General features: G+C 43.9%; 23 protein-coding genes. 14 read left to right on the top strand and 9 right to left on the bottom strand.

The genetic code is table 11. The annotated features are described in order from the left end of the window. Positions 1-8: 8 nt before the first annotated feature. From BFP72_RS07695 to BFP72_RS07680, 4 genes are all read left to right on the top strand, one after another. Positions 9-581, top strand: coding sequence for a hypothetical protein (locus BFP72_RS07695; protein ID WP_143519983.1), 573 nt, complete (start codon positions 9-11; stop codon positions 579-581). A gap of 67 nt (positions 582-648) precedes the next feature. After that, positions 649-1,173 carry a M35 family metallo-endopeptidase gene (locus BFP72_RS07690; RefSeq protein ID WP_099598581.1) on the top strand — a complete coding sequence of 175 codons (525 nt, stop codon included), beginning with the start codon at positions 649-651 and terminating at the stop codon, positions 1,171-1,173. 96 nt (positions 1,174-1,269) lie between these two features. Then, the gene (locus BFP72_RS07685) at positions 1,270-1,965 is read left to right on the top strand and encodes a hypothetical protein (RefSeq protein WP_099598580.1); all 696 of its coding nucleotides are present in this window, start codon (positions 1,270-1,272) and stop codon (positions 1,963-1,965) included. A gap of 25 nt (positions 1,966-1,990) precedes the next feature. After that, positions 1,991-2,920 carry a hypothetical protein gene (locus BFP72_RS07680; protein WP_099598579.1) on the top strand — a complete coding sequence of 310 codons (930 nt, stop codon included), beginning with the start codon at positions 1,991-1,993 and terminating at the stop codon, positions 2,918-2,920. Between the two features lie 177 nt (positions 2,921-3,097). On the opposite strand, the gene BFP72_RS07675 is transcribed toward BFP72_RS07680, so the two are convergent. From BFP72_RS07675 to BFP72_RS07645, 7 genes are all read right to left on the bottom strand, one after another. Beyond that, positions 3,098-7,738, bottom strand: coding sequence for an SMP-30/gluconolactonase/LRE family protein (locus BFP72_RS07675; RefSeq protein WP_099598578.1), 4,641 nt, complete (start codon positions 7,736-7,738; stop codon positions 3,098-3,100). Positions 7,739-7,854: 116 nt separating this feature from the next. Continuing rightward, positions 7,855-9,246 carry a LuxR C-terminal-related transcriptional regulator gene (locus tag BFP72_RS07670; protein ID WP_099598577.1) on the bottom strand — a complete coding sequence of 464 codons (1,392 nt, stop codon included), beginning with the start codon at positions 9,244-9,246 and terminating at the stop codon, positions 7,855-7,857. 213 nt (positions 9,247-9,459) lie between these two features. Next, positions 9,460-9,891: a VanZ family protein gene (locus BFP72_RS07665; RefSeq protein ID WP_099598576.1), complete on the bottom strand. Its 432-nt coding sequence runs from the start codon at positions 9,889-9,891 to the stop codon at positions 9,460-9,462. After that, positions 9,888-11,228 carry an exosortase N gene (gene xrtN / locus BFP72_RS07660; RefSeq protein WP_099598575.1) on the bottom strand — a complete coding sequence of 447 codons (1,341 nt, stop codon included), beginning with the start codon at positions 11,226-11,228 and terminating at the stop codon, positions 9,888-9,890. Before xrtN ends, BFP72_RS07665 begins: the two co-directional genes overlap by 4 nt. After that, the gene (locus tag BFP72_RS07655) at positions 11,225-13,747 is read right to left on the bottom strand and encodes an XrtN system VIT domain-containing protein (RefSeq protein WP_143519982.1); all 2,523 of its coding nucleotides are present in this window, start codon (positions 13,745-13,747) and stop codon (positions 11,225-11,227) included. The genes xrtN and BFP72_RS07655 overlap by 4 nt, the downstream gene beginning before the upstream one ends. Before the next feature lie 48 nt (positions 13,748-13,795). Further along, positions 13,796-14,089 (bottom strand): transcriptional regulator, encoded by a 294-nt coding sequence (locus BFP72_RS07650; RefSeq protein ID WP_099598573.1) that lies wholly within the window; start codon positions 14,087-14,089, stop codon positions 13,796-13,798. Beyond that, a complete protein-coding gene (locus tag BFP72_RS07645) occupies positions 14,086-14,703 on the bottom strand; it encodes a hypothetical protein (protein ID WP_099598572.1) in 618 nt (205 codons plus the stop codon). Before BFP72_RS07645 ends, BFP72_RS07650 begins: the two co-directional genes overlap by 4 nt. 184 nt (positions 14,704-14,887) lie before the next feature. Between BFP72_RS07645 and BFP72_RS07640 the strand changes: the two genes are divergently transcribed. The 4 genes from BFP72_RS07640 to BFP72_RS07625 all read left to right on the top strand — a co-directional run bounded on the left by BFP72_RS07640 (position 14,888) and on the right by BFP72_RS07625 (position 17,354). Continuing rightward, on the top strand, positions 14,888-15,382 hold the full coding sequence (locus tag BFP72_RS07640; protein ID WP_099598571.1) for a GbsR/MarR family transcriptional regulator: 495 nt from the start codon (positions 14,888-14,890) through the stop codon (positions 15,380-15,382). 75 nt (positions 15,383-15,457) lie between these two features. Next, on the top strand, positions 15,458-15,823 hold the full coding sequence (locus BFP72_RS07635) for a hypothetical protein (protein ID WP_099598570.1): 366 nt from the start codon (positions 15,458-15,460) through the stop codon (positions 15,821-15,823). Positions 15,824-15,962: 139 nt separating this feature from the next. Continuing rightward, complete coding sequence (locus BFP72_RS07630; RefSeq protein ID WP_099598569.1) at positions 15,963-16,871, top strand: TIGR01777 family oxidoreductase; 909 nt, start codon at positions 15,963-15,965, stop codon at positions 16,869-16,871. Positions 16,872-16,883: 12 nt separating this feature from the next. Then, complete coding sequence (locus BFP72_RS07625) at positions 16,884-17,354, top strand: SRPBCC family protein (RefSeq protein WP_099598568.1); 471 nt, start codon at positions 16,884-16,886, stop codon at positions 17,352-17,354. Positions 17,355-17,396: 42 nt separating this feature from the next. Here the strand turns inward: BFP72_RS07625 and BFP72_RS07620 are convergent, their stop codons facing one another. Continuing rightward, entirely contained in the window at positions 17,397-18,125 is a 729-nt protein-coding gene (locus BFP72_RS07620) for a metallophosphoesterase (protein WP_099598567.1), read from the bottom strand. Positions 18,126-18,924: 799 nt separating this feature from the next. Between BFP72_RS07620 and mnmA the strand changes: the two genes are divergently transcribed. The 4 genes from mnmA to BFP72_RS07600 are packed head-to-tail and all read left to right on the top strand — an operon-like array spanning position 18,925 to position 24,753. Next, entirely contained in the window at positions 18,925-20,040 is a 1,116-nt protein-coding gene (gene mnmA / locus BFP72_RS07615; protein WP_099598566.1) for a tRNA 2-thiouridine(34) synthase MnmA, read from the top strand. Beyond that, positions 20,030-20,722 carry a hypothetical protein gene (locus tag BFP72_RS07610; RefSeq protein ID WP_143519981.1) on the top strand — a complete coding sequence of 231 codons (693 nt, stop codon included), beginning with the start codon at positions 20,030-20,032 and terminating at the stop codon, positions 20,720-20,722. The genes mnmA and BFP72_RS07610 overlap by 11 nt, the downstream gene beginning before the upstream one ends. Continuing rightward, positions 20,703-22,352: a S8 family peptidase gene (locus tag BFP72_RS07605; RefSeq protein WP_099598564.1), complete on the top strand. Its 1,650-nt coding sequence runs from the start codon at positions 20,703-20,705 to the stop codon at positions 22,350-22,352. Before BFP72_RS07610 ends, BFP72_RS07605 begins: the two co-directional genes overlap by 20 nt. A gap of 10 nt (positions 22,353-22,362) precedes the next feature. Next, positions 22,363-24,753, top strand: a complete 2,391-nt coding sequence (locus BFP72_RS07600) for a TonB-dependent receptor (protein ID WP_099598563.1) — start codon at positions 22,363-22,365, stop codon at positions 24,751-24,753. On the opposite strand, the gene BFP72_RS07595 is transcribed toward BFP72_RS07600, so the two are convergent. Next, positions 24,750-25,106 carry an arsenate reductase family protein gene (locus BFP72_RS07595; RefSeq protein ID WP_099598562.1) on the bottom strand — a complete coding sequence of 119 codons (357 nt, stop codon included), beginning with the start codon at positions 25,104-25,106 and terminating at the stop codon, positions 24,750-24,752. The two genes, BFP72_RS07600 and BFP72_RS07595, sit on opposite strands and share 4 nt — an antisense overlap. Positions 25,107-25,393: 287 nt before the next feature. Between BFP72_RS07595 and BFP72_RS07590 the strand changes: the two genes are divergently transcribed. Both BFP72_RS07590 and BFP72_RS07585 read left to right on the top strand, forming a co-directional pair. After that, positions 25,394-25,876 carry a DUF4168 domain-containing protein gene (locus tag BFP72_RS07590; protein ID WP_099598561.1) on the top strand — a complete coding sequence of 161 codons (483 nt, stop codon included), beginning with the start codon at positions 25,394-25,396 and terminating at the stop codon, positions 25,874-25,876. A 169-nt stretch (positions 25,877-26,045) separates the two neighbouring features. Further along, positions 26,046-26,657: a hypothetical protein gene (locus BFP72_RS07585; RefSeq protein ID WP_099598560.1), complete on the top strand. Its 612-nt coding sequence runs from the start codon at positions 26,046-26,048 to the stop codon at positions 26,655-26,657. Positions 26,658-26,673 lie beyond the last annotated feature (16 nt).

The raw sequence follows: 26,673 nt of genomic DNA, 5'->3' as shown, positions 1-26,673 counted from the left end.
ATAATAAGATGAAAGAATGGTTCACACTTCCAAGAAGGAGGGAGGATAGCCACAATGGCTTGAGGTTCTCCTCCTTCTATCTATGGAATGAAATTGACAAAAGATTTGTCAGAATACGTTTGGAACTTCGCAGATCTGGAAATGAAAACGACAATGGAGACACATTAGTCTCGTATAAATCAGTTCGTTATGTAGGTTTTAGCGAACAACGCCTTACTGCAAATTACGACACCAGCCAATGGCGAGTAATTGAAAACACACTGCAGCATGATAATGTAGAACTCCAGTATGAGCCTGCAGTTAGTCTACAGGTGTACGACACATCCAATGTCAATCATTTTGTACACCGGGGTAGTCCTATCATTGACAATGCCCAGCTACCACAGAATGTGACGGTAGATCATCTGAAGCTGATAGCGTTAGATGCGATGGTTACTAACAATTCATGCCGACTCACTGGCAATAGTGTAAGTGAACAAGAGTTGTCCACAGCCATCCTCAATATGGTAGAAGCTATTTTGGACAGACTGGAGTCAAATGATTTGCACAGCGCAATCATAGAGCTAACGAATCAATTGTAAGCGAAGTACAAACAACAGGGAAGCCGAAAACTGAATAGAGTAGGTAAATAATTAAAAATTTAATAAAATGAGACCATTATCAAATAATGAATGGGATGTAACAAGGCAAGCTAGGGATAATGCCGTGAGTATCGTACGGACAGCCTCAAATGCATTACGCAATAATGAAGAAGTAATTGTAGGCTTAATTGGTACATATATGAATGTTAGAATGGTTGATTCTCGACGCGAATCATATGCAAATATGTTTACTCGCATTGGAGATACAATTCAGAATTTGCAAAGAGATAATTTTCGTTTTGACACGCATGGTGTAGACGAACAAGGTCGCCCATATTATGCTGAAGTGGATCCGAATGATGCAAATCATCGTGTAGTTCTCACGACTACATTTATGAATGCCTCTCCAATAGGTGTTGATTCGCAAGCAGGTACATTAATACATGAAGCCACACATTGGAATGATGTTAGAGGTACTGATGATCATGGTTATGGTGATGATATTCATGTTCTATCTAGTCTTTTGAATCGCAATAATGCAGAGACCTGGGAGCGTATTTTAGAGCTATATGGTGATCATTTGAATTCATAATAACTCAAATATTATGGTCCCCTTATCCTAAGGCTTAAGGGGATCAAATTTTCACTCACTGACGTACACAATTTTTCTTTAATCAATCGTACACCCATGAATGCTGAAGAAACCTTATATCAGTATGGAACCGAATTTATGCTAGCTGGTGCTTTGTTTATTCTCTTTGTCGGATACCATTTGATCTCTAGACTAGAGGCAGAGCAAGATCGAAAATTGGAGTTACTCATTGGTATACCTACCGCTATCTCTGTGATATTGGTAGCTTATAACTTGATCCTCTCCACACATTCTAACAAACGGATTGAAGAAAACAGAGCGGCCAATACTACCTTAGAAAACATCCAGAGGAACTGGCTGTCGCCACAAATAGAGCTATCAAAATTTTATCCTGAGAGTCATTTTTTGTACCGGTCGATGACTCCTGAATCGCACTATGTAGATGTATGGCCACAGTCGTATGACCCTAGCAAGCGAGCACAGATAGAAGTAGTGTATTCCTTTCGTGTTTTCCAAGCGATGGAGGACTACCTGACCATAGGTGCACATGATCTCACAGGACAATATGTCTATATCAACAATTACCTGATGTGGATGCAGTCAGATATTCTACGACGCAATTGGTCTGAGATCTCGTTCAACTTCTCTAGCGATACCCGAGAAATGATCGACCGACTGATCACTCAAAGTGATCGGCTAATAGCCAAGAGAAAGCGCGTAGGTAAGCTCTCCGCGGACGACTATGATTCTATATCCAAAAATTTTGAAGTGCATTACCGTACCAAATTATAATTAAGCCATACTTACTACCAAAACCATGAATATCCTAGACAAAATCAAAGATCGTAGAGTATATCAGGATCATGATACGCAAGTAGATGACCCAGAAGAAGCACAAATTCCCAGCAACAAAGAGGAGTCCATCGCCGAGGTGTCGTCTATACCGTCTACGAGAGTGGATGAGGTTGACTTGGACCTGGGACCAGAAAGCACTCTCGCCGATCAAGAGTCAGTCAGTGTTGATGACAAACCACTAGAAAACGTTTCTACTCCTAGGAGGAATCAAGACGAAACCACTATGTACGATAAGGTGCGCACTGATGTCAATTGCATAGCAACCCACATCATGAACAAAGGTAAATCTATCCCCAAGGAGGCTGCTAGGCTCCTCAATAGCAACAGTTTGGATGAGCTCATCCTGGCTCATGGGATAATGTGCGAAGCGATTCACCCTTCCATGCCTGAATCCATACTATATTTGGACCAATGCAGTTCTAAAAGTAGAGGACTGTTTAGTCCTATTCCTTTGGTTCGCAACTTTATTTTTATTGCCATACTGGCTATAGGGTCCCTATTGGGAATCGGTTTGTCAGCCGATGTAAGTTCAGAAGTGTTATCCAAAGGCATCTTGGACAATTCGGGGTGGCCATTGCTCAAAAACCTCATTTTCATTTGTTCAGGTGCTTGTGTGGGTACTATTTTCTTCTTGTTGTCCAAATTAACCAAAGAAGTAAAAGAAGCTACTTTGGTAAGGGGAGATGCCACCTACTATTGGATCATGCTGATCATGGGAATGTTGAGCGGGTTGATCATGTCAGAGGTGATCGTCATCAACAAAACGGGACTAGAAGGTGATGTAGAAATGAATCGATTGATTTTTGCATTGTTGGGAGGCTTTTCTTCTGAAGTAGTATATGGTATACTGCAGACAGTGATGAACAAGATTAGTTCTATTTTCACATCGTGACTTCCATATTAGATACTATCGGAGCATACGACACCTGACTATTTTTAAAAATCCTTCGCTTTCATCATAAACGACTCAGTCTTCTTAACTAGCCCGTGAGCTGAGATCAAGTATAGAGTGAGAAAAAGGGGAGCTTGAATTATTCAAGCTCCCCTTTTTCTCAACAGTGGCAGACGATTATGGCGCAATAATCACACGCTTTGTCACCATATGATTAGCCGTTTGTAGTATGACTAAGTAAACGCCCGAAGGATACTTCTCTACATTGACGAGCAAGCGTTGCGTAGCGATGTTTTCTCTGAGAAAGTATTGTGCACCCGATACATTCGTGATACGTACCGAGAGGTTGCTATTTTGATAGTTGGACAAGTCTATGTTTAGCTGATCATGAGTAGGGTTAGGGTACAAACTAATATCGTTGAGTGCGTGTTCGTAGCTGTCCGTTGCTGTAATTACATCATCCACATCAGTGACAGTGATGGTCACGTTTTGGTTTACGGTATTCACTCCATCACTCGCAATCACGTTGATGACATAGTCATTGTCCGCATCCGTATCCGCAGGGCTCTCAAAGTTAGGAGCAGTCTTAAAGGTTACAACTCCCGTGCTACCTACTATATCGAATAGTGCTTCGTCATTGCCAGAACCGAGGCTATAGGTAATCGTGTTCGCATCAGTGGCAGTCACGGTGTAGGCTGTACCTGTTTCGTTCTCTATGAAACTGGCTGTAGTTGCAGAGGTGAATACAGGATCGGTATCATCCACATCAGTGACAGTGATGGTCACGTTCTGGTTTACGGTATTCCCTCCATCACTCGCAATAACGTTGATGACATAGTCATTGTCTTCATCCGTATCCGCAGGGCTCTCAAAGTCAGGAGCAGTCTTGAAAGTGACTACCCCTGAAGTTGAAATTATATTAAATATGGATTCGTCATTACCCGAGCCAAGGCTATAGGTAATCGTGTTCGCATCAGTGGCAGTCACGGTGTAAGCGGTACCTGTTTCATTCTCTATGAAACTGGCTGTAGTTACAGAGGTGAATACAGGATTGGTATCATCCACATCGGTGACAGTAATGGTTACGTTTTGGTTTACGGTATTCACTCCATCACTCGCAATTACATTGATGACATAAGCATTGTCCTCATCTGTATCCGCAGGGCTCTCAAAGTCAGGAGCAGCCTTGAAAGTGACTACCCCTGAAGTTGAAATTATATTAAATATGGATTCGTCATTGCCAGAACCGAGGCAATAGGTAATCGTGTTTGCATCAGTAGCAGTCACTGTGTAGGCTGTACCTGTTTCATTCTCCGCAAAGTTGACAGCAGTGGTTGAACTGAATACAGGCTCGGTATCATCCACATCAGTGACAGTAATGGTCACGTTCTGGTTTACTGTATTCACTCCATCACTCGCAATCACGTTGATGAGATAGGCATTGTCCTCATCCGCATCCGCAGGGTTCTCAAAGTCAGGAGCAGTCTTAAAGGTTACAACTCCGGTGCTACCTACTATATCGAATAGTGCTTCGTCATTACCAGAACCGAGGCTATAGGTAACCGTGTTTGCATCAGTAGCAGTCACGGTGTAGGCTGTACCTGTTTCATTCTCTGCAAAGTTGACAGCAGTAACTGAAGTGAATACAGGATCGGTATCATCCACATCAGTGACAGTGATGGTCACGTTTTGGTTTACGGTATTCACTCCATCACTCGCAATTACATTGATGACATAAGCATTGTCCTCATCTGTATCCGCAGGGCTCTCAAAGTCAGGAGCAGTCTTAAAGGTTACAACTCCCGTGCTACTTACTATATCGAATAGTGCTTCGTCATTACCTGAGCCAAGGCTATAGGTAACCGTGTTTGCATCAGTGGCAGTCACGGTGTAGGCTGTACCTGTTTCATTCTCTGCAAAGTTGACAGCAGTAGCTGAAGTGAATTCAGGATCGGTATCATCCACATCAGTGACAGTGATGGTTACGTTTTGGTTTGCGGCATTCACTCCATCACTCGCAATCACGTTGATGAGATAAGCATTGTCCTCATCTGCATCCGCAGGGCTCTCAAAGTCAGGAGCAGCCTTGAAGGTTACAACTCCCGTGCTACCTACTATATCGAATAGTGCTTCGTCATTGCCAGAACCGAGACTATAGGTAATCGTGTTTGCATCAGTAGCAGTCACGGTGTAGGCTGTACCTGTTTCGTTCTCTATGAAACTGGCTGTAGTTGTAGAGGTGAAGACAGGGTCGATGTTGTCGAGGTATTCATAAGCTCCCATATCAATGATATCTGTACTAGGTATGCCATCATAGAGACGTGCGTTTCCTGCTATGTCCACATCATTGGCTAAGTCCCCACCAGCGTCGGTGTATAAGGTATTGCTTCCTGAGTTTACGGCTATACTGGTGCTTTTAAGACTATAGTCCCCGTTGGCAGGATCAGTAAAGATGTCCGTATCAGTCAAGTCAGTAGCATCTAGGTTACCATTAGAGGTATCGCTAGTTCCTTTGATTAGGCTGTTCTGAGCTGTGTAATCTCCAGTGACCACATCCCAAATGATGCAGTTGTTTAGCGTGAGAGAGGAGTTTTGAGATACACAACTGGGTACTTCCTCACTGCTAACAGAAGCCTCATTGCCTACAATAGAAACATTGGTAAGCGTAGGTTCAGATTCATCTACATTGTACATTCCGCTACCATTTTCACTCGCATTGTTGCTTTGAATGGAGACATTCAAAAGCGTAGGAGAAGAACTCTCTTGGTTTGTTATTCCCCCGCCATCTTTGGCTTGGTTGTTTTTTAGAATAACCAATTGAAGAGCTGGTGAAGACATGTAACTAAACATCCCTCCACCAGATTCTGTACAGCTGTTGTTGTGTAGTGTTACATGTTTATAAGTGGGTGAAGAGACCGAGTTGTAGACTCCTGCACCAGAGCATTTGAATATCTGCTTACCATTGACATAAATGTCAGAGTAATCATTGGCATATCCATCCGTGATGCTAAACCCATCTAGGCTAGCGGTACCTACATCTCCGGCACTCACGAGTACGTTGTAGGTGTTGTCGGTAGCATCATCTGCAGTCCCAATATCACCACTCAATATTGTCCCTACTGCTTCGTCAGAGGAGGGGAGGATACGTGTGTCAGTTAAGTCTTCAATTCCGTTTGCTGGATCAAAACCGCCATACAACTGGACATTTTTGACCATAGAGAAGCTATTGTTACGCCCTTGGTCGGTACCGAAGTTGTCTCCATCCTCAGGACTGTACAGGGGCTTATAAGTACCTTTGGCCACATATATTTTTAATGGGGTAGTAGCCCAAGTATCATCGTAGTTGTCTTTGGCCCATACGAGCGCATCGGCCAATTCAGGAACGGCATTGATCCACGAACTACCTCTTTCATCACCACCACTTACGTTTTTGTCGACGTACAGAATATTGCCCGTACCGATAGCTCTACCTTTAGCCACTTTTAGTACAAAAGACTGTGTCGCTGTTCCTCCCTTACCGTCACTAGCAGTAAGTGTTACATTGTGATCACCTAGTTGATCTGTTGCAGAACCAGAAAGTTCATAATACTTAGATATCTTCCGTATTTTATGATTGACTTGATCAGCCACATACACAGAGCCAGCAGCATCTACGGCTACTCCAATAGGATTATTAAAACTAGCACTCGTGCCATTCTCATCCGTACTGCCGGGGTTTCCTGAGCCTGCCAAGGTCGTTACATCACCATCGGTGCTGATCTTGCGTATTTTATGGTTTCTGTTGTCAGCCACATATAAATTACCCGAACCGTCCACAGCAATTCCTGCTGGCTCATTAAAGCTTGCACTGGTTCCATTGTCATCTGTATTGCCTGCAGTTCCTGATCCTGCTAGTGTAGTCACGTCACGATCGGGCGTTATCTTACGCACCGCATGACCATAAAAACTTGTTACATATAGGTTGCCAGCAGCGTCTATGGTCAATCCACGGGGACTTATAAAACTAGCATTCAGTCCATTGCCATCAACATTTTCATTGTCTCCAGAGCCTGCAAAAGTCGTTACCTCTCCGTCTGGGGTGATCTTACGTATTTTTTGACTACCACCATCCGCTACGTACACATTGCCTGTAGCGTCTACAGCTAATGCAAATGGATAATTGAAACTAGCATTGGCTCCATTACCGTCAATACTCGCCACATTTCCTGATCCTGCTAATGTAGTTACGTCTCCACTAGTGCTTATTTTTCTGATTTTGAAACTATATGTGTCTGCTACATATACATTACCTGCGGCATCTATGGCTAGCCCCTTTGGAAGGTTAAACGTAGCGTTTACACCATTGCCATCGGTATCTCCAGCAACTGCTGAGCCTGCTAGTGTGGTGACATCACCGCTGGGGCTTATTTTTCTTATTGTATTGGCATTAGCGACGTAAATATTTCCTGATGCGTCTATTGCTATTCCAGAAGGGTTATTAAAACTGGCGCTAGTGCCGTGACCATCTTCGCTTCCTGAACTACCTGAGCCTGCAAAGGTGGTGACCTCAGCATCAATATTGGTTAAGGTTAACCAACTGGGTTTAGTTGTAGCAGTTACTGTTACCCTATCACGGTCAGAATCAGAAGTATAGGCAGTGTATGAATATGCTACATTGTCATCTACCGTAACCACAGGCGTGGAGGTGAATACTGGTGCTTGATTTTGGGCATAGGATACTGAGACCATCGACAGGATGGCGAGCATCAAGAGAAAACGACGTAGGTAATCAAAGAACTTAATTTTACACAGGGTGGAGTGTTTGTACATTGTGACCATTGAAATTTGCTGTTTGTTTAACTGTGCAGCAAGCTATCGCAATGGCTAGGTCAACGACAAAAAAGGAGGGGGTGGTTTTTCCCACCCATTCGGGTAATTGTCTTATTATGAGAGGGTTAAATTTGAGTCGTTGTTGAGGGTTCATCAGCGGGATGCATGAGTTTGTTTCCGGCTTCTTTGCGGTTGTTTACATTCAGTTTTTCGAAGATGTGCCTGATGTGGTACTTGACTGTATTCTGACTGATGAAGTGTTTGTCCGCGATTTCTTTGTTGGTGCACCCATCTGCTATATCCTGGAGAACTTCTACCTCTTTGAGCGTGAACCGGTAGCGCTTGATGAGTTCTAAGGTTTGCGCTTCCTTTTCATTGGGCTTGTCATGTAGCTTGTTGAGCTGATGGGTATAGTCCACGATCGTTTGTCTCATCTCTTGGTTTTTCAAGGCTATCTTTTTGGATTGAAACATAATGGCGTAGGTGAAAATCGCCATTTCGAATACAGACCCGACCTTGTACCACATAAATGATATATTCATAAAGTCTAAGCCGAAGTAGGGACTCAGATAGTATCCATGCGCTACAAAGAGCGGTATGCCATACGCCACGGAAAACCAGCCAGACTCTATGGTTTTCGTTTTCCTCCAAAGCAAAAAGCCTGATAGCCAGAATGTGTCTAATGCCAACAGAATAGCCAAGTCGGTGGAGACATAGAGGGAGAAAGCCCCATGTGTCAGGAGCACGCCAATATTGAGCAACTGTGACAGGACGACAAAAGCAATGCCGATTCGATACAATCGGGGATAGTGTCGGTTGATACTGAGGTAGCTCTCAATACAAAAGACACAAGTGATCGCCAAAATACTGTTGAGGGTAGGTTCGATGTATTCATTGAGACCTATAGAACCAAACAGAAGCGCAAAAATGCCGTCTTTGTACACAGAATTGATGGACATACCGATGGGCATGAATAGGTATTGAATATAACCTTTGTTTCCGAAGATAATGAAGGAGATGAGATTGATAAAGACCACACAAATGACCACTCCGTAATAGATCCCCATGCTTAGGAATTCATATTGTTCGGATCTATGATAGCGCATTGATGGCTCTATTTGTAGCGGGATTCTGGCTTCCAATCGACAGTTGACCCTCAGGTAGTAAGTGGTTGCGCTAGGAGAGGGGGCGATCGAGAAGCTCCTATAGCGTGTGTCAGCTAAGGGCAGAATCTCGTCTTTCCCCTGATAGAGTGATGCTCTAGTGATATGGGATTCGGGAATGGTGACTATATGAGATTCCGTTGATGCGGGAATTTCTATCCTAAACCAGTAAATGCCATTGGCAGTTCCTTCATAGACAGGCTCTGTATAATCTATCCACTGGTCTTCATGTAGTTGTTTGATCTCATGCAGAGAAGCGTCCTTCTTGAGGTACTGTATCGTATGCGGGTTTGCAAATAATTGGGTAGACAGGAGGATTAAAAACAGCACTAAATGCGATGATTTTAATGGCATTATTTATAGGGTTAATTATGTCTCGCAAGTATAGTTTCTAAGTAGTAGGAATGAAACACCAAGACTCAAAAATGTCATGGAAAACCTTTGATATCACAGCACGATTTATAGGGGTGAAAAATCAGAGATAAGCTTTTGGGTTGACCTCTGACTCAACCCTGAACAAAACCTGCTTTGAATGGGTTCTGTTCAGGGTCAAATTAAAATACTGTGTTAGTCTACATGCAGTTTTCGGGCGAGATAGTGAGTCAAAGTTTGAAATTGATGAACCAAGAATCTTCTGAATGAAATAGAAGAGAGTAGGCCAATTCCAAACAGGTCAAAAAGCATGTCTACCCAATCGAACGTTCTCGTCTGAAAGGCCAGCTGTGTAAACTCCTCGCAGATCGCAAAGGCAAAGACCAGCAATGAGCCCATATGAAACTTGCGACTAGCAAGAGAAGTCCTTCTAAACTTCAGAGCCATATTGGTCAGCAACGCGAGGATTCCAAAAAGAAGAAAATGCCCCACCTTGTCCCCATGAGGTACACTATGTCCTATGTCCATGATGAGATTCTGGTGATCTAGATCTGCCGACAGAATCATCCATAGGATGAACATGAAGAATAAAGCAGGAGGGATGTAAGAGGTGATTTTGGATTTCATGAGGTACTGTTTTTTTTAGGTGATATTATATTTTGACCCAGGAGGGTGCGTAACTGTTTGTTTAATTCCTCTTTGGTGTTGCATGTGAGATTGATCAAATAGAAGTCTTCATTATGGAGTATCCCATATTTTCGCCATTCCAGTTGATCCCCTGTTTTGTGTTCTAGGCTTTCAAACCACCATGCCGTATAAATCTTGTCTTCTCCTTTGATCAGTTCTGCGTGGTTGATTTGAATATCTTGAATGAACCATTTTTCTATTCTTTTGAACGAATAGCCACTGCCTTGCCAACAGATTATGGGATTGTGATCTGCACGATAGGCAGGTACAGGGGGTTTGATATAGATCAGTCCTTGTGTGTTTTGAAGCTTGATTATCTGGTTGCCAAGGTCGATGGATTGATAGCCAGGTAGATTGATGCTTTGCCCAGCTGGTTTGTAGCCTGCAGTTTTTTGTTGCTGTCTAGCTGTGAGTACTCCCATCAACAGACATAACATAGCGTATTGCCATTTGGGGAACAGAGGGACGTGCTCCTGACGACTAGCAGCCATATTTTGTACGGGGAGCTTGTTCGTTCCCCATTGTACAATCCCATAAAATGGAATCAATATCTGACAGACATACAAAAGCAGACCCAGTCCCTCATGAAACCAATGATCTGACTCGATTTGAAACAAAATAAGTAATGTGATTCTAACGACATTGCCTAAAAAGATCAAGGCAAGTAGTATTACATAGTAGGTAAGTAATGCTTTCAAACTAAGGATCTTATTTTTGGTGAAAACCGAAAGAATGATCGTGCCAAACAATAGTCCATAGCCAAGCATGTGCATGCCTGCGCATGCCTCGTCTACCAAGAATGAATGGCTACCTAGTTGTACCATGTTACCTTCGATTCGAACATCTGCTCCAATACTTTGAAGCATATAGGATACGATTTTGGACAATTGTAGGCGTATCGGAAAGCTAATCAAACTACTAAAATAACTGAACAGCGGAGAAGCCAGTAGAGCGTGTATCAATAGGGTATAGTTTAGTCGACCAACGATAGACTCCATCAGCAATATAAGTATGAGACACATCAGTACATACACTCCAATGGTGGTAGGAAGAACCATAGATACAACAGTGACTCCTAAGCCCATCCAAAAAATGTAACGCCCACGTCCTATCGCCCGAGATTGCATAGACAAAGGCAAGGTGAGTAGACAGATCCAAAAGAACGTGCCGCTGCGGAGATACTGAGGATAAAACCCTAAGAATAGTGCCAGAGGAACTATCGCTGCGATAGTCCAAGGCCAATATGTTTTTATGCGATTGGCAAGTGTGAATGTCATGACTGAACAGAGGCTTTTTTTGAACTCCAATACCAGAAAAACAATACGCCAATCCCAGCGATGATCAAGGCCCACTCGTGTGGTTCGGGTACTGCGCCTGCATTACTGATATTGGCATTGCCCAAAGAGTCCTTTTTCTTTTGGATGTCAAATCGATCATAGTCTTGTTGAGTTTCCAAGACAATCAAACTTGATAGGGGAGTCACGATATTGGCTCTAGCAGCTTGATCTACGATATGCTCTTCGATGTACTCATTGCCGTCTTCGGTGAAGTATTGGTTTCCAATTTTGCTCATGATCTCTTGGTAGTAGAATAAACGCATGAGATGATCGGATGCTTGCTTACCGTTTGCTTTAGCAGAATCAAGACGCCGAATCGAAAGCCCATTTTGAGGGATTACCGTTAGATTAGGGTCATGGTTTGCGATGGGAAAATGATGCTGATCGAAGCATTGGATCAACTCCGTCATGCTCAGCAGGTGATGATCGATGACTCCAAATTCCTTGAGGGACTTCATGTAGTCTGACGGTTCGTTACCAATATCCAAAACCAAAGGAGCACTACTTTGTTCCTTGATATGTTTGAACAGATCGTCTTTGAATGGTGTGTTTTTGAGATCAGCTAGATTAGGCGTTGCTTTTCCTCCCTTGGTGATGATGATCGCTTGATCTGCTTGGACTTGGTGAAAGGGGAATAAGGTAAAGGTTGGTAGATTGGTGTCCGCTATTCTTGCGATCGACTTGGGAGACGTTATTTTCTTCATGTGAGTTGTGAACGTATAAATTTCTTGTTCTTGTAACAGCACAGATACTTCTTCTAATTCCTGTGTAGTCCAAGCATTGGATACATCCATATATACGACCGTAGGCGTCAGATCTCTTTGGAGCAGAGTGGTTTTCTCTACAGCAAAATGCTCATCATGAAATGAGAAACTGCCTTTGGGTAGGCGGGTGTCGTCAATAGACAGGCTCCAATCCCGTACGTAGCTCCCTTGCCATGTGCGATACATTGGGCTTTCGTCAAAATCGAGCGTAGACTGTACGAGATCTGCACCATGGGTGACGACATGTATGGCACCATCGGCTTTGGAGTAATCAGGCCCTTTGAAGCCAACAGATTGATAGTTCAACTGCTGTCCGGTCAGTACCAAAGGAGCGGTTATGCCTATTTTGAACTTCCGATCTTCCTCAGGCGTACAGGGAAATACACGTACACGGACTTTGTTTCCTTCCATCCAAAAGGCGACCGAAGGGTCGCGTCGTTCACGACCTACTATCGTGTTGTATGCTTTTTGTGCCTTGCTCTTAGAGGTCAAAATAGCCTTGGCTTCTTGCCCTTCGATCCACAGAGACAAGGAAGTGACTACACCGCCTTCGGGCATATCAAACGTAAATAGAGCTTCCTGTTGACTCCTCCACCTGCCTCTACTCATACGATCATTGGAGATGGTGATGATTTGTTCGGTAAAACTCAGTCTCTCTTCGGGAAACAGCTCGACATTCGTGACTATCTGCTTACTTTTTAGGTTTTCTCCACTCCAAAACCGATCCGTAGTTTGATGCCTCGCATCATAGAGATAATTGAGAACTTTGATTTTAGTCATTTCGTCCAACGTGCTTTTCTTCATGAAAATAGAAGCAATAGAAACCAACGGGTCGTGTACGAATTTTTGATCTAGAGAAGATCTCCATATAGACGAGAAACCTGAGTTTCGGTAGTTTGCAAACCTTTGGTAAACAAGCCCAGTTTTGAGATACTTTTCTGTGAAGGGGCCATCGTCAATCGACTGAGCAATAGAAACCCAATCTGGTAGCCCTTGGTCATCTGAGAAGGGAGCGTCTTGGACCAATTTGGATTTCAATACCGTATTCTCTATGGCCTGCCATTGTGTACAGAAACTAGCCATTATACCCACAGATAGTACGACGGCAGTTCCCGCAGCGATTTGATGACCGTGATGCCATTTTAAAGTGCTCAGTAGTGTGGTGATACTTGCTATATAGAACATAGGAATGAATAGGAGTAAGGATATTCCGAAAAATGGAGACGCTATTATTCCGATAAATGAAATGGGTAAAATCATGAGGGTTTGATACACATTGAAAAACAATGCGATAACCAAGAAAAAGCACAGCGTGTACTCAAAGTACTTGGACGGTTTGTTGACCAAGGCGTAGCTTATCAGCAGACCATTCTCGATGACCAAAAATACCGTGAGCCAATCGGTAGACTCATTGAACACAGGAAGGTTTCGGTTTAGGGAATATGCACTGATATTGAATAAGACCAAAAGGAGGGTATGGGGAGCGAAATTTTCCTTCTGAAAGAACCGCCAAAAATGTTTGTCTTCATACTTGACAAAGAACATATACAACAGGGCAGGAGTATAGTGTAAAAAAAAGAGTGCTCCAAAAGGTTCTCCCTCGGTATCTGTGTTAAAATAAATTTCTAGCCCATAGACGATAGACGACAAAATGACCAAAACAAGGCCTAGTGTGATATGTTTCTGATTCTTCATGGTTTGATTGGAAAGTACTTTGAAATACAAAGTGATTAGATAAAATTTTTAGTTCCTTAATAATTGTTCGATGGCTTTGATATGCTTGATGAAAGCGGCTCTGCCCAATTCGGTGGCAGAGTATTGAGTATGTGGTTTGTTGTTGACGAACTGCTTCTCTGTATGTACATAACTGCTTTTGGTCAAAGACTTGATATGGGATGCCAAGTTGCCATCCGTCACGCCGAGTAGGTCCTTGAGACTGTTGAAATCCAAGGTGTCATTGACCACTAGGGCAGACATAATCCCGAGACGCACCTTATTCTCAAAGGCCTTATTTAAATCCTGCAGAATGTCCTTCACGACTCGTACTTTTTGTACATGACGATTCCGTAGATGATATGCAATACCCCGAATCCTAAAGCCCAAAGAATCAACCCAAACCCCACGAACTGACATCCAATCAGTCCTAATGCAATCTCTATCAAGCCCAAACTTCTGATTTCCGACAAAGTATATTTACTGGCGTTGACCAGTCCCAATCCGTAGAAAATCAACGTAAAGGGAGCAATAATGCCTACGAAACCTTTGGAGAGGAGTATGAGACAAACCAAACCTCCCACTGCCAATGGAATCAAAAGATTAATGATCAATCTTTTGGACTGATTGTCCCATAGTTTTTGGTTGGATTTCTTGGCTTTGATTTGCGTGAAATACAACCCTCCCGCCAAAGAAAGGATTAACACACCACAAGCAATTCCCATCAACAGCAAGACGTTTTCGCTGGTCATGTCGGCACGTCGATAGCTGAGGTAGTTTTGACCCGTGTAGACAGTCTCATACGCTAAGTATGCTCCCAACAGAGCCACGATACCTGCTACTACACCTGACATACCACTCAGCGAGATGAATCTGGACGAACGATCCATTATCGTCTTGATGTCTTGTAAGTCTTCAATATATTTTTGCTTCTCCATAAAAAGTACTTTGAATCACAAAGTAGTGTAATTTTTGTTTGATGTGCAATAAGGGGGGTGAAAATTATCTTCATAGCGCATATTTAGAACGGATGCAGATCTATTGCGTAGTAACCGCACCGACAGATAAATAAGTTTCAAACATAATTGAAACTTTAATAATTATAACTACGTTTGTGACATCATGGATTACAAAGAAGCGCGAGACAAATACATACAAGCATGGGGTACTCTAGGATCTAGTTGGGGAATCAACCGAGCCATGGCTCAGATTCATGCCTTGCTACTGGTGTCTACGGCATCACTGTCAGCCGAAGAGATGATGAGTGAGCTCCAGATGTCGCGGGGCAATGTCAACATGAATCTACGTGCCTTGATGGATTGGGGCATCGTAGAAAAGGAACACAAAGCAGGAGAGAGAAAGGAGTTTTTCTATGCAAATAAGGACGTGTGGGAACTCGCTAGACAAGTGTCTAAAGAGCGACGAAGACGAGAAATTGAACCTATATTGAAGGTTCTCAATCAGGTACAGTCTGTTTCTGGAGATTCTAAGGAAATACGGGAATTCAAGAAAGTTACGCGTGAGCTGAATGACTTTTCGTTGAAAGTAGATGGGGTACTGGACAAATTCACCAAATCAGATCAGAACTGGTTTGTCAAACTGCTCATGAAGCTGTAATATTTTTTTACTCATAACTTTCATTAATTACTGAAAGTTATGAAATATATGAAACAAACTTAAACAAACAAAATTATGAACTATCACATTCTTTCTTACGCCATCTACACCGCGATGACCCTTGCTCTCACAGTGTGGGTTGCCAAGACTCTTTTCAACAACGGACGCATTTTTTTGGTGGATATTTTTCACGGCAGTGAGCAACTAGCCGACAGTGTCAACAAGCTCCTGATCGTAGGATTCTACTTGATCAACATCGGCTATGCCATCTACACACTCAAAATCATAGGCGATGTACAAAATATACAAGCAGTGATAGAGACACTCAGTATCAAACTTGGAGGCATCATTCTGATCCTCGGTAGCATGCACTTCTTCAATCTGTTTGTATTCTTTCGCTTGAGAATCCGTGCAAAAAATGACGCTGTAGTGCGTGGCTAAATATGAAAAATGCACCTTTCTATATTCAGGCTTGCATGCTCATTGTCGCACTCGGCATGGCTGTTCAGATACCTGTTTATCCGATCTACTTGTTTTATGTCGCTGTGATTGAGTTGGAAAGAAAAAAATACTATCGATTATGAAGAAAATAGTTATCGCTGGCGGTTCGGGGTTCCTAGGGAATATCCTCGTACAGCACTTTGCTCAAAAGAACTACCAAGTAGTAGTCTTGACGAGAAGTCACCAACTGGATCAAAGACATGTGCGCTACGTCAAGTGGGATGCCAAGACCACAGGCGCATGGACTGCTGAACTAGAGCATACTGAGGTACTGATCAACTTGACAGGTAAGTCTGTAGATTGTAGATACACCGCACAGAACAAACAGCAGATTTATAATTCACGGCTTGATGCTACCTATGTCTTGGGACAGGTGGTCGATACACTGACAACCCCTCCCAAATTATGGATCAACGCAGCCTCGGCTACCATCTATCGTCATGCACTCGATCGAGAGATGGACGAAGAGACAGGTGAAATCGGCGAAGGGTTTTCTGTCGATGTGTGTCAAAAATGGGAGAGGGCTTTTCATCAAACAAAGGCAATTCATACCAGAAAAGTGGCTTTGCGTATTGGTATCGTATTGGGCAGAACAGGCGGAGCATTGATTCCTTTGAAGAATCTGTCGCGGATAGGTATAGGTGGCAAACAGGGGCAAGGAAACCAGTTTTTTAGCTGGATACACGAGAAGGACTTTGTTGGGATAGTAGACCATGTGATCTATCATGAACGGTTAGTCGGGACTTACAATGTAACAAGTCCCAGCCCTGTACCCAACTACGAAGTGATGAGCGCATTGCGACGCGTCCTCAAGGTGCCGTTTGGGCTGCCCATGCCCACGTGGCTGTTGACTCTGGGAGCGGTTATCATCCGTACAGAGCCCGAACTGATCCTAAAGAGTAGAAGGGTCGTACCCAAGAAGCTCTTGGCATCTGGCTACTCGTTTCACTTTGATAGAATAGAATTAGCGCTGACGGATTTGATTTAAACCTCCATAGATATGCCCAAAATAGAATTACATACACTAATTGAGGCACCGATAGAGCGGTGTTTTGATCTGTCCCGAAGCATTGATTTACACAAAGTATCTACCCAGCATACGCAAGAAAAAGCCGTAGCAGGAATCACCACGGGCTTGATAAATACAGGTGAGACAGTCACATGGGAGGCCAGACACTTTGGGGTCGTCCAGCGAATGACAACTCTCATTCCTGAGTTGGAGCGACCGGCATACTTTGTGAGTTTGATGCAGGAGGGAGCTTTCCAATTTTTCCGACACGTGCACTCCTTTGAGATACAAGATCGTAGCACACTCATGACGGATCATATCGAATTCAAAAGTCCCTATGGAGTCATAGGTCGACTAGTCGATCGATTGATCCTACGTCGATACCTGGTCCACCTACTCAGCCGTCGCAACGCAACCATCAAGCGTTGCGCGGAATCTGACGAATGGAAGTTCTACTTGTAATTAAATGTTGTATCTACACTCTACGAGTCACTAGGACTGATATTATCTGGCTAACCTCAGTGCTTCAGCAAATTGGTTGTCAAACTTACTTGCTTCCACAGCTCTTGCAGCTTTCTCAACGTCATATGCCACTCTTCTAAAACTGACTTGTACAGCCTCTGCATCGTTGGTGTTCGGAGATTGGGATAGCTCAACCAAGGCATAGCAACCTCGTGTGTCTCCATCTTTCGGTTTGCCTATTGAACCTATATTGATCACATGCTTGATTTGCCCATTGTTCTCAATCCTACGATGAAAGGGTTTGTGGGTATGGCCACAAAGCAAGACATCCGTTTGGTTTCGGTTCATCATGGCCAACACATCTTGTTCGGGATAGTCTACGACCATGTAGTCATTGATAGAGTTCACACTGCCATGGACCAATAAACAATTGAAGAACACATCATCACTTGCAAAGGAAAGTGACAGATGCCTAGGCAAATTGATCAAATAGTTTCGGTTGTTCTCTGATATCATAGCACGGGTCAACCCTCGATTCGAGGATTGGTCTTCAAGTACAATAGGGTTCAATAGTGCCTCGTCATGATTGCCCATGATCACTGGGATACGTCTTTTACGTATCTCAGCGACGACTTCATTGGGCCAGATATTATACCCTACCAAATCACCCAAACAATATATTGCATCTGGGTTGACAATCTCTATGTCTTCAAAAAAGGCCTCCAGAGCCGGAAGGTTGGCATGTATATCAGAAAAAAAAGCAATTTTCATAATGAAGCAGTTTGGTGTGATTTAGTATATATATTTACGTGAGAGCCCTGCCAACAAGTATCAATTCGCACTTTCGATGGAGACGATGATTTAACTTTTGACCTAGTGTGTTAGGTAGAGCATTTCCCTACCAATCAACTCAACCTTCTCATCATATTTCAAATCCTGAGAAGGTGTATTGTCATGGTGTCAAGCATCGTCATAGGGGAGAGCGAAGCAGCCTGTAGCCCCACTCACTAGCGGGCAAGACTGACCTGCATCCAAACAAACCATGAGAGCTACAAAATTTGATTTCCTGGCTTATCGCTTGATAATTCGTCAAAGTAAGTACTAATAAAGCAAGAGAGAGTGATTGTGTTTTCATTTTGTCTTTATTAATTGATTATAGCAATATTACGATTAATGCAATAACCCTGCAATGCTCTCAGCATTTTTTGTGTTAGCTCCGAACGTAACGTTTGTGCTCTCTCTGATTCTACGAGAGTTTGACAATGAACCGTTTTTATTCGCCCTCGCAGATAGCTTCAAAATCCTGTAGGGTAGGTAGTATTGATGATGTGGCTTGCGTTCACCATTGGAACAATGAACATCGAATACTCAGTGTAAATATTGATCTTTTCTCAACCAGACTGATCCTTCGATTAGGAAGTTTCTTGTAAAAGAGTACCTACTTCCATTAACCTCATTACTTACGACACAATAACTACCCAAACCCAACAATCAAATCAACTCTTTACGTTAATTTTGTGGCTTAAATAAGTGTGAACACCAGGCTGTGAACCTGGCAATTAAACATTAGATGAGTAAAAAAGGAAGAGTATTAGTAGCGATGAGTGGTGGTATAGACAGCTCAGTCGCAGCAGTGATGCTTCATGAGCAAGGCTATGAAGTCATCGGAATGACCATGAAAACCTGGGATTACAATTCCTCAGGTAGTAGCAAAAAAGAGACAGGCTGCTGTAGCCTTGACTCCATCAATGATGCGAGAAACATCGCGGTTGATCTCGGTTTTCCCCATTACATATTGGACATCAGAGAGGAGTTTGGCGATTATGTGATCAATCATTTCACCGACGAGTATCTCAAAGGCCGCACGCCGAACCCCTGTGTATTGTGCAATACACACATCAAGTGGGATGCGCTGCTGCGTAGGGCGGACAAGCTCGGTTGTGATTTCATCGCTACAGGCCACTATGCCAATGTACGCGAGGAAGACGGTCGGTACGTTATCTCCAAAGGTGCAGACGAAATGAAAGACCAATCCTACGCGCTGTGGGGCGTCTCACAACAAAGCCTCTCTCGTACCATCCTTCCTCTAGGACACCTGAAGAAAACGCAGATCCGAGAGATGGCTATCGAACGAGGGTTTACCGATCTGGTCAATAAGTCTGAGTCTTATGAAATCTGCTTCGTACCCGACAATGACTACCGAGGCTTTCTCAAAAGGAGAGTAGATGGTCTAGAGGAGCAAGTAGCAGGAGGAGAGTTCGTACTAGAGGACGGTACAGTGGTCGGTACCCACGAAGGTTACCCATTCTACACCGTGGGTCAACGAAAGGGACTGGGAATTGCTTTAGGATTTCCTGTGTATGTTATTGAAATACAGAAAGAAAAGAACAGAGTTGTTCTCGGTACATTCGATGAACTATCACGAGATGGCATGTACGTCGACCAACTCATCATGGGCAAATATGCTCAACTCGGTGAGCGTCTAGATACAGTCACCAAAGTACGGTACAATGATCTCGGTACACCGGCGGTCATCGAACAAGTAGGAGACAACATGAAAGTCTACTTCGGCAAAGGAGTAAGCGCCATAGCCCCAGGACAAGCGGCGGTGTTTTATGAAGGCAATGACGTCATCGGAGGTGGATGGATCAAGTCGAGTTTCAACCAGGCCCGAAATGCGGTATAGTCTAGTTGCCATATCACTGGTACTACTATTACTAGGCTGTCAATCGGCAATCGATGCAGACCTGACGCGAATCGGTAGGCAATATTATCCGATGGAGGTAGGGCTCTATCGGATATATGATGTGCACGACATCAATTACTATCTCATCGATCCGGTCGAAGAATTCTATCAACTCAAAGAGGAGATCGTGGACTCCACAATCCTCTCCAATGGAAGTATAGATTACAAACTCTACCGATCCAAACGCACCAATGCGTCGGCAACATGGAAGTTGGATTCAATATGGACTACTGAGGTCAGTACCAGTCGTATCGTAGCAGATGAAAACAACCGCTCTTTAGTAAAAATGGTTTTTCCGATTCAAAATGACTCCTCCTGGGATGCTAATGTATACAACAATCTCGCGTCGGAGTATTATCGCTACGACACAGACCGATTGGATACGACTCTGTTTGACCAAGACTATATGGAAGCCGTCAGAATCATTCAAAGTGATTTGGGACAGATAACCGTGGGAAGAGATGATCGCTACGAAATCTATGCTCCCTATATCGGATTGATTGTAAAAAGCTACATCGTATGGGAGTATTTCCAAGAAAATGGCGAGATTGATCCCTCGAAGATTGTAGGTGGGAGAGAGCTGACGCAGACGTTGATAGAGTATGGCAAAACAAAAGAGTAAGTTACTATTGCTTGTGGGGGTATTGTTGCTAGGATTTCAGTTGCATGCTGAAAAAAACCGCTATGTTGTGTTCTTTGCCGACAAGGCCGAAACAAAATATCGCATAGACTCTCCGCTTGAGTATTTGTCTCAAAAAGCCCTCGATCGCCGGGCCAAAAACAACCAAGAGATCACCGTGGATGACTTTCCTGTCAATACCAATTATTTGGACTCCTTGGTCAAATACAACGTAACGCCGTATTTTACCTCTCGCTGGTTCAATGCAGCACTGGTAGAGGCTGAATTGAGTGACTTGGAGACCTTGGCCTTGACGGATTACATCACTGGGTATGAGTATGTAGCACCAGGGACTCGTCTGAACCCGATCCGCGAGACTTTTGAGGTAACCTTCGAAGGCAGAGAACCTTCTATTGTTTCGTCCAATTCGTCCAACCAACTCCGAATGATGGGGGTGAGTACGATGCACGAGGCTGGCTATACAGGTGAAGGCGTACATGTGGCTGTGCTAGACGGAGGATTTGAATCTGTGGATCAATCTGCGGTCTTTGCACAGGTATTTGGGAACAATCGCCTGATGGACCACTTGGACTTTACTACCAACAGCGAAAATGTATTTGTTTTTGCAGATCATGGCACCAATGCACTCAGCTGCATGATGGGGTATTACAAAGAGGTATTGGTCGGTCCAGGCTATGATATGGACCTCAGCCTTTATATCACAGAGGATGTCAGCAATAGCGGCAATTTCGAGTACCGAATCGAGGAATACAATTGGCTCTTCGCTGCAGAACGTGCCGACAGTACAGGAGTTGATATCATCTCTACTTCGCTGGGGTACAACCACTTCGAGGATGCCAATATGAACTACAGCTACGAAGACACCGATGGCAAAACTTCGGTCATCTCCAGAGCTGCTGCATTGGCGAGCGAAAAGGGAATACTCGTGGTCTGTAGTGCAGGAAACGAAGGCAATGGATCATGGAAATACATCACCATGCCAGCAGACGTAGCATCTGTATTGACTGTCGGAGCGGTCAATAGTCAAAATCAGAAATCAAGTTTCAGTTCGATTGGTGCGACGGCAGCAGGCGTTATCAAACCAGACGTCGTAGCGCTAGGGCAGGGGGTATCGGTTTTTCATTCGGACAATTCGATTGGTACCAATTCAGGAACGAGCTTTTCTGCGCCATTGATTGCTGGACTAGCAGGTGGTCTTTGGCAACAGTTTCCCGAGTTGACCAACCACGAGATCAAGCAACTGATCTTATCCATCAGTGACCACTACAGCGACCCCAACAATGAAGTGGGCTATGGTTTACCGAATTACAAAGTACTCACTGGAGAATCTATCCTATCGATAGACGAAGTGTTCGCGGATAGCTTCACTATTTTTCCCAATCCATTTGGTGGCGACAATGTCTCGATTCGAATCGAAAAAGGCTATGCCCGTCAGGACCTCAATCTCAAACTCTATGCGCCAGATGGACAACTGATCACGAGTGAGCAGCACACCAAAGTACGCAAAGGGGATGTGATCGAACTCAAAGTATCAGGACAAGCCCGAGGCATGTACATACTGAGTTTGCAATCTGGAGATCAGTTGAAAAATGTAAAATTGCTTAGGTACTGATTGTGGATTCATGATATATTGCGCAAGCACCCTGACACGTTTTATGTTCAAATCTTTCGTAGCGAACCTCATTCTTCTCTTTGTTCTATGTGGTGCTACTCAAGCACAATCCTCCTACATGCTGCATGGCACTCTCGTAGATAGTCTTGATCAAGCGGTAGCCAATGCGCAAATCATTGTGCTGCCTGATTCTATATCATTGATCAGTGATGATCAGGGATTATTTCAGACAAGCCTACCTAAAGGCGCACATAGTTTGACGGTTCTCCACCTGCAGTTTCAACCCAAAGTACAATCTTTCACCTTGCGTGGGGACTTGGAGTTACGCATAGCGATGGAGTACAAGACCGAAGTACTTCAAGATGTGAGTGTAACTAGCAACTACTACCGTGAGGACATCAGTACCATTCGTATTGAGCCCAAAAACATCTATCACCTGCCTTCTGCGACAGGTGATTTCACGAAAGTGCTCGCTACGCTACCAGGAGTCAGTAGCAACAACGAATTGTCATCAGTCTATTCGGTACGTGGAGGCAATTATGACGAAAACCTGATATATGTCAATGGCATCAAGGTGTATCGCCCACAAATCATCAGTGCAGGACGTCAAGAAGGACTTAGTTTCATCAACACCGACTTGGTCGGAGAGGTAGAATTTTCGGCAGGGGGGTGGGAAGCTGCCTATGGAGACAAGCTCTCATCAGTACTCAGTGTCCGCTACAAAGAACCTGTACGGCACGAGGCAACACTCAACATGAGTTTGCTCGGAGGCAGTATCTATGTCGGAGGCAGGGACAACAAGCACGACATCTCCTACACCGCCAGCGTGCGGCACAAAAACACCAAATACCTCCTAGGTACTCTAGAAACCAAGGGGCAGTACCTGCCCAAATTCACAGACTTCCAATCCTTCATCACCAAGCGCGTCAACGACAAAACGAAGATCGGTCTGTTGCTCTCCTCAGCGATCAACAATTACGAAACGATCCCAGAAACGCAACAAACTGATTTTGGTAATTTTCAAGCCTCATACCGTTTGAATGTAGCGTTTGATGGTAGAGAAAGGATGGACTATTATACCAACCAAGCCGCGCTGATCGTCACTCATGCCTTTCGTGATTCGTTCATTTCTACGTTGTCCGTATCTGGTGTTTTGTCTTCAGAGCGAGAAAATTACGAGATCGAAGCAGCCTACTTGTTGTGTGATGTCAATACAAACCTAGCATCCAACCGGTTCAACGAATGTGTCAATATACTCGGAGTAGGCACCAACTATGGCTATGGTCGCAACAGGCTAGAGTCCAAAATCGTCTCTGTCGCGCAAAACAACGAAGTAAAAATAGGAGAGCACCTGTTGCAGTTCGGATTGGATTGGGATCATGAAATCATCGAAGACCGCTTGGACGAATATGCATTCATAGATTCGGCGGATTACGTGACCATCACCGAGTCGGTGGACAATGTCGCAGAGATCACTTCGGAGAAGTTGGGAGCATTTGCGCAAATACAGTTTGCTACGCCCAACGAGTCGCACCGATTCAATGTTGGGCTAAGAGCCAGCTATTGGAGCTACAGTCAGCAGGTACTCATCAGCCCTCGTCTACAATACAAGTATGCCTTTGGGACGCAGCATCGCAATCAACTACGCGCATCCTGGGGTCTCTACGGACAGCATCCGTTTTACAGGGAGCTTCGTGACCGCACTGGAGTCATCAACCCTGACGTCAGAGCCCAGCAATCGATGCACGCTGTCCTCGGTTGGGACCGCCATTTTATGCTTTGGGGGCGCCCGTTTATGTTTACCACAGAGGGCTACTACAAGTACCTGTGGGATGTCAATCCCTATGATGTAGAAAATGTCAAGATCCGATATTTTGCCAACAACAACGGCAAGGCATATGCTTATGGTTTTGACTTTCGTGTCAATGGAGAATTCATCGAGGGGACTGAGTCTTGGTTTAGCTTGGGAATATTGAAGACCGAAGAGGACATCGGCGAAGGATATGGCTATGTACGCAGACCCACTGACCAACGGCTCAATTTGGGCATCTTCTTTCAAGATCACCTCCCCAACGACCCTAGTATCAAAGTCAACCTCAACTTGCAGTTTGGTAGTGGGTTGCCTTTTGGTCCCCCCAACGACGATGCAAACCGCAGTGCCTTCTCTGGAGATGCCTACACCCGGGTGGATATAGGATTCTCCAAGAGTTTTGTTTTTGATACGCCCCACTTTTGGTTGCCCAAGTCACTCTGGCTAGGAGCGGAAGTGCTCAATCTACTCGGCACGGACAATGTACTGACTTACAATTGGGTACAAGATGTCAACAACAATCAATTTGCAGTACCCAATGCCCTTTCGGCACGCTTTCTCAATGTCCGACTCATTGCCAAATTTCACTAGGATTTTAGCGCAACACCCGCAGCTTCGATGACTTTCTTGCTGTTGCCCACGAAGATCTGACCGTCGATCAAGAGTACAGGGCGCTTCAAAAATGTATACTCCTCAAGGATGTACTTTTTGTAATCGTCTTCCCCTAGTTCTTTATCTGCTAGCCCCCATGCTTTGTACTTCATCGATCGACGACTAAACAAGCTTTCGTAGCTTCCAGTCAACGCTTTCATCTCATCCACCTGCGCAGCAGTCATCGCTTCGGTTTTGATGTCTTGCATGATGATGTTGTCCGGGGTCAAGCCCAATTCTTTGATGATACGACTGCACGTGCTGCAGCTCGAGAGGTAATATATTTTTCTCATTTGTCTGATTGTAATCTTTTGTAGTACGAATCTAAGGGATGTCGACTATCCATCTTGTCTTTCCTTGAATATTCCACCTAAAAAGTGTTGCTTCGCTGTTTACCTGAATCAGAAAAGCTGATTTGGACATTATCAATTAAGGTTGATCGCTTGGCTACTTTGCACCGTTTGACTGGTGACGAGATTTCCTCGACCGAGGCTCCGGGCTAGGTGTCATGACCGATGCAATCTATTATTTTTCACCCTGGGACAGATCGTTCCAGATTATATATTTTAATCATTGATTTATGAATTTTAAGACCATTTTAGTCGCTACAGTTTTGTTTGCCAGTGTATTTGTAGCGCAAGCACAAGAAGAAATTACAACAGAAGAATTAACCCAATACGCCAAAGTCATGGTAGCCATTGACTCCATGAAGGCAGAGTTGAAGGACAAGACCAACGAAATGGTCAAAAATGATCCTCTCATGGATGGCGGTCGTCGCTTCAACGCCATCAAAAAAGCAGGAGATGATGTAGACCAATTGGCAGCACTCAAGGTCACTGACGAAGAAATGACGGCTTACAACGATATTCAAGCCAAGATTGAAGCACTCAAAGTGGGGTTCAAGACTGCCTACACAGCTGCCATCAAAGATGATCTTGGTGCTGGACAATACAACAAAATCAAAAAGGCACTCAAAGAAGATGAAACACTGTCAGCAAACTATGCGGCCATCGTGACCTCCCTCAAAACAGAAGCAGCAGCCACCGAAACACAAGAAGGATAATTATCTTTTTGATAGTGAAATAGATATGGGGCTTCTTTGTCTGTTGAACTGCTATTTTTTTATATATTGAAGGTAATGTTTGGAATACCCGACAGGGGAAGAACCAAAAGAGTCTGCCGTATGCGTGCAGACGTGAATCATACTTCAATCCAACAATAAAAACTAGTTCATGTTTACAGAATTCGAAATTGAAACGCTGATTGAAATAGAAGAAGTCAAGCAAGCGACCGTGACCCTCCGAGAGGAGTTTGTCAAAAAAGAAGCCCCTTATTTAGAAATTTCTACCTTGGATTTTTTCTCTCTGGTGATGATGACACCTACCGTGGGGATCGCTCTGGCCAATGGGAGTGTGAGTTTGTGGGAAGAGATGTCTCTCAATCGCAAAGCGCGAAAGCTTTCTCAAGGCGGTGGTTTTTTGAAGAAAGACCCAGTATCTTTTGCACTTAAATTTCTCATCAAAAAGTACGACTTTTGGGAACTGAAATTCCTTGCTGTGATTCGCCTCGCCATGGAGGCCTCATTCGATATTGGTCATCTAGAGCAAGCATACGATCAAGACAGCAAAGTGACGCTGTCCCAATACCGTCGTGAGGTGTTACATGCTCCTTATATATTTATCCGATTTTTATCCTCATTTTTTTTAGAAGACGATGAACGCATCATCAGCCCTAGAGATACAAACGCCGTAGATCATGCCCGTTTGCAGGAGATAGGCAAGAAACTGGGGCTACACAAGATCCCTTTGTTCCATTATTTTTGTGCCACATTCGAAGTGGAATAAATGGATCATCAAGACA

It is taken from the genome of Reichenbachiella sp. 5M10 (assembly GCF_002742335.1).
Lineage (GTDB): Bacteria > Bacteroidota > Bacteroidia > Cytophagales > Cyclobacteriaceae > Reichenbachiella.
Note: the sequence above shows the minus strand (reverse complement) of the source record. Positions and strands in the feature narration are given on the sequence as shown.

Bases quoted from the DNA above. Each gene is read 5' to 3' on its own strand.
- BFP72_RS07645 (WP_099598572.1), bottom strand. From the start codon at position 14,703: ATGGAGAAGCAAAAATATATTGAAGACTTACAAGACATCAAGACGATA.
- BFP72_RS07665 (WP_099598576.1), bottom strand. From the start codon at position 9,891: ATGAAATCCAAAATCACCTCTTACATCCCTCCTGCTTTATTCTTCATG.
- BFP72_RS07635 (WP_099598570.1), top strand. From the start codon at position 15,458: ATGAACTATCACATTCTTTCTTACGCCATCTACACCGCGATGACCCTT.
- xrtN (WP_099598575.1), bottom strand. From the start codon at position 11,228: ATGACATTCACACTTGCCAATCGCATAAAAACATATTGGCCTTGGACT.
- BFP72_RS07655 (WP_143519982.1), bottom strand. From the start codon at position 13,747: ATGAAGAATCAGAAACATATCACACTAGGCCTTGTTTTGGTCATTTTG.
- BFP72_RS07620 (WP_099598567.1), bottom strand. From the start codon at position 18,125: ATGAAAATTGCTTTTTTTTCTGATATACATGCCAACCTTCCGGCTCTG.
- mnmA (WP_099598566.1), top strand. From the start codon at position 18,925: ATGAGTAAAAAAGGAAGAGTATTAGTAGCGATGAGTGGTGGTATAGAC.
- BFP72_RS07625 (WP_099598568.1), top strand. From the start codon at position 16,884: ATGCCCAAAATAGAATTACATACACTAATTGAGGCACCGATAGAGCGG.
- BFP72_RS07695 (WP_143519983.1), top strand. From the start codon at position 9: ATGAAAGAATGGTTCACACTTCCAAGAAGGAGGGAGGATAGCCACAAT.
- BFP72_RS07585 (WP_099598560.1), top strand. From the start codon at position 26,046: ATGTTTACAGAATTCGAAATTGAAACGCTGATTGAAATAGAAGAAGTC.
- BFP72_RS07640 (WP_099598571.1), top strand. From the start codon at position 14,888: ATGGATTACAAAGAAGCGCGAGACAAATACATACAAGCATGGGGTACT.
- BFP72_RS07605 (WP_099598564.1), top strand. From the start codon at position 20,703: ATGGCAAAACAAAAGAGTAAGTTACTATTGCTTGTGGGGGTATTGTTG.
- BFP72_RS07595 (WP_099598562.1), bottom strand. From the start codon at position 25,106: ATGAGAAAAATATATTACCTCTCGAGCTGCAGCACGTGCAGTCGTATC.
- BFP72_RS07675 (WP_099598578.1), bottom strand. From the start codon at position 7,738: ATGGTCACAATGTACAAACACTCCACCCTGTGTAAAATTAAGTTCTTT.
- BFP72_RS07600 (WP_099598563.1), top strand. From the start codon at position 22,363: ATGATATATTGCGCAAGCACCCTGACACGTTTTATGTTCAAATCTTTC.
- BFP72_RS07610 (WP_143519981.1), top strand. From the start codon at position 20,030: ATGCGGTATAGTCTAGTTGCCATATCACTGGTACTACTATTACTAGGC.
- BFP72_RS07590 (WP_099598561.1), top strand. From the start codon at position 25,394: ATGAATTTTAAGACCATTTTAGTCGCTACAGTTTTGTTTGCCAGTGTA.
- BFP72_RS07630 (WP_099598569.1), top strand. From the start codon at position 15,963: ATGAAGAAAATAGTTATCGCTGGCGGTTCGGGGTTCCTAGGGAATATC.
- BFP72_RS07670 (WP_099598577.1), bottom strand. From the start codon at position 9,246: ATGCCATTAAAATCATCGCATTTAGTGCTGTTTTTAATCCTCCTGTCT.
- BFP72_RS07685 (WP_099598580.1), top strand. From the start codon at position 1,270: ATGAATGCTGAAGAAACCTTATATCAGTATGGAACCGAATTTATGCTA.
- BFP72_RS07690 (WP_099598581.1), top strand. From the start codon at position 649: ATGAGACCATTATCAAATAATGAATGGGATGTAACAAGGCAAGCTAGG.
- BFP72_RS07680 (WP_099598579.1), top strand. From the start codon at position 1,991: ATGAATATCCTAGACAAAATCAAAGATCGTAGAGTATATCAGGATCAT.